Annotated in this window: 2 protein-coding genes and 1 pseudogene; all 3 read right to left on the bottom strand. The window is 68.9% G+C overall.

All coding sequences use genetic code 11. The features are described 5' to 3' along the window. Positions 1 to 1,076: pseudogene (locus CCN35_RS13495) on the bottom strand (ADP-ribosyltransferase); the annotation flags it as partial. Continuing rightward, positions 1,073 to 1,459: a DUF6507 family protein gene (locus tag CCN35_RS13490; protein WP_067400835.1), complete on the bottom strand. Its 387-nt coding sequence runs from the start codon at positions 1,457 to 1,459 to the stop codon at positions 1,073 to 1,075. The gene CCN35_RS13490 and the pseudogene CCN35_RS13495, both read right to left, overlap by 4 nt. Before the next feature lie 130 nt (positions 1,460 to 1,589). Beyond that, positions 1,590 to 1,901, bottom strand: coding sequence for a pore-forming ESAT-6 family protein (locus CCN35_RS13485; RefSeq protein WP_086792805.1), 312 nt, complete (start codon positions 1,899 to 1,901; stop codon positions 1,590 to 1,592). Between the last annotated feature and the right edge of the window lie 32 nt (positions 1,902 to 1,933).

Here is a 1,933-nt window from a genome sequence, read left to right as displayed (position 1 = left end):
GACAGGCCCGCGCCGGCGCCCTTGGCGATGTAGGTCATCGGGTCGATGGCCCGGCCCGCCTTGCCCGCCACCGACAGCGCCTTGGCCACCGCGCCGGCCTTGCCCGCACCCGCGGCCGCACCGCCGGCGCCACCGGTGAAGACGGTGGTGAGCACGTTGAAGGTGACCGCCCCGGCGGCCCGGGCGGGGTTCTTGCCCCACTCGTCCCAGGCCACCAGCGCCTTGCCGGTCTCCTTCATCGCCGTACGCGAATCCCGGATCCAGGAGGGCAGCTTGTCGTCCGGCAGGGTCCAGAACGCCGCCCCCACCACCGGCACCGCCGTCAAAACCAGGCCGGTGGCCAGCTGGGCCAGCCCCTTCCACGCCTGCCCGGCCGCCTCCCAGCCGTCCACCCCGATCAAGGTGCCCAGACCCCGGATGGTGCCCCACACCCCGTCGACGATCAGGCCGTCCCACACGAACGACTTCACCCAGTGGCCCACCTCGTACCAGTGGTGCTTCTCCTCCACCGGGTCGCCCCAGGGCAGCTTGGCCTGCGCCATGTCCGCAGCGGTGAACCCGTAATGGTTCGACTTGCCCGAACCGTCCCCGGCCACCATCTGCGTCCCGCCCCACAACGCAGTGATCTTGTTGTGACAGGTCCGCTCCGCCGCCCAGAACGCCGCCACCGTCCGCGTGATCTCATCACGCAGCGCGTTGTGCTCCTCGACCTTGTCCCCGTCGTACTGCCACTCGTCGTCGTCCTTGACCGACTCGACGAAGGTCACCGCCCGCGCCTTGAGCTCCTTGAGCTTCTTCACCAACGGCCGGACCTCACTGGCATAGGAGGACAGGGCGGCGGCCACCTTCTCCAGATCCCCGGCGAAATCGTCCGCCCGCCGCTTGACCGGCTCGGTGGTGGCAAACAGCTGCTCCGCCTCCGGCGCCCGATAGTAGGCGGAAAGCCCCTGGAACCTGGTGTGCACCGCCTGACCGGCATCCCGCACCTGCCCGGCGTCCTTCTTCAACGCCGCGCAGTCCCGCTCCAGCTGGTCCAGATCACCGGTGAACTGCGGAATCTGCTCCGGCTTGATCACGCCTTGCCCACCCCCGGCAGATCCACCTTCGGCGCGGCCAGCGCCTTGCGCTGCGCCTCGGCCGCCATCTGCTCATCGCCCTCCAGATAGGCCTTCGTCGCATCCACCGCACCCTGCAACGACTTGCCCGCCCGCGCCGCGATGAACTGCAGATCCTTCGCCGCCCGCTCGGCATACTGCGACAACGCCAACGCCACCAGACCGCCCACCTGCTCACCCGAGCCACCCGAGCCGCCCTCGGCGGAGATCGTCCCCGCACTCGACGCCGCCGACGTCAAATGCTCCCCATACGCCTTGGCGTACTTCTCCAGCTTCGACGCCGACTCACCCGTCGACTTCAACACCTGCGAAATGCCCTGCGGCCGCAGATCCCAACCGGACACCCCGTCACCACACCCCCGTCAGTACAGACACGCACCAACACACCAACATCATCACACCGGAACCGAAAAGCATTGATGCCGGCGCACATGTCGGCACCGGCATCCGCCCCGGCACCGGGGCCGGTCGGGCTCAGCCGATGCCGTCCACCGCCGCCTTCGCCCGCGCCAGCGTCGTCTGCGCCGTCGCGTCGTTCATCTCCAGCGTCGACTTCACCAGCTGGATGATGTTCCGCACCTCCTGCGAGGCACGGTTCCACCGCTGCTCCTTGCCGTGGTACTCATCGGCCACCCCGTCGGCCATGAAGTCCGCCATCGCGGCCTTCACCTGACGGTCCCGCTGCCCGATCACTTCCTCCAGCCGGGCCACCACCGCCTGCAGACTCGCCTGCGCGTCCGCCGACGCACCCGTGTCGTACGACCGACGATCCGCCGAAGCCGCCATCACACACCACTCCCCGAGAACACCGAAAACAC

The organism is Streptomyces thermovulgaris (assembly GCF_002155915.1).
Lineage (GTDB): Bacteria > Actinomycetota > Actinomycetes > Streptomycetales > Streptomycetaceae > Streptomyces > Streptomyces thermovulgaris.
This window is presented reverse-complemented; position numbering and strand designations above follow the sequence as displayed.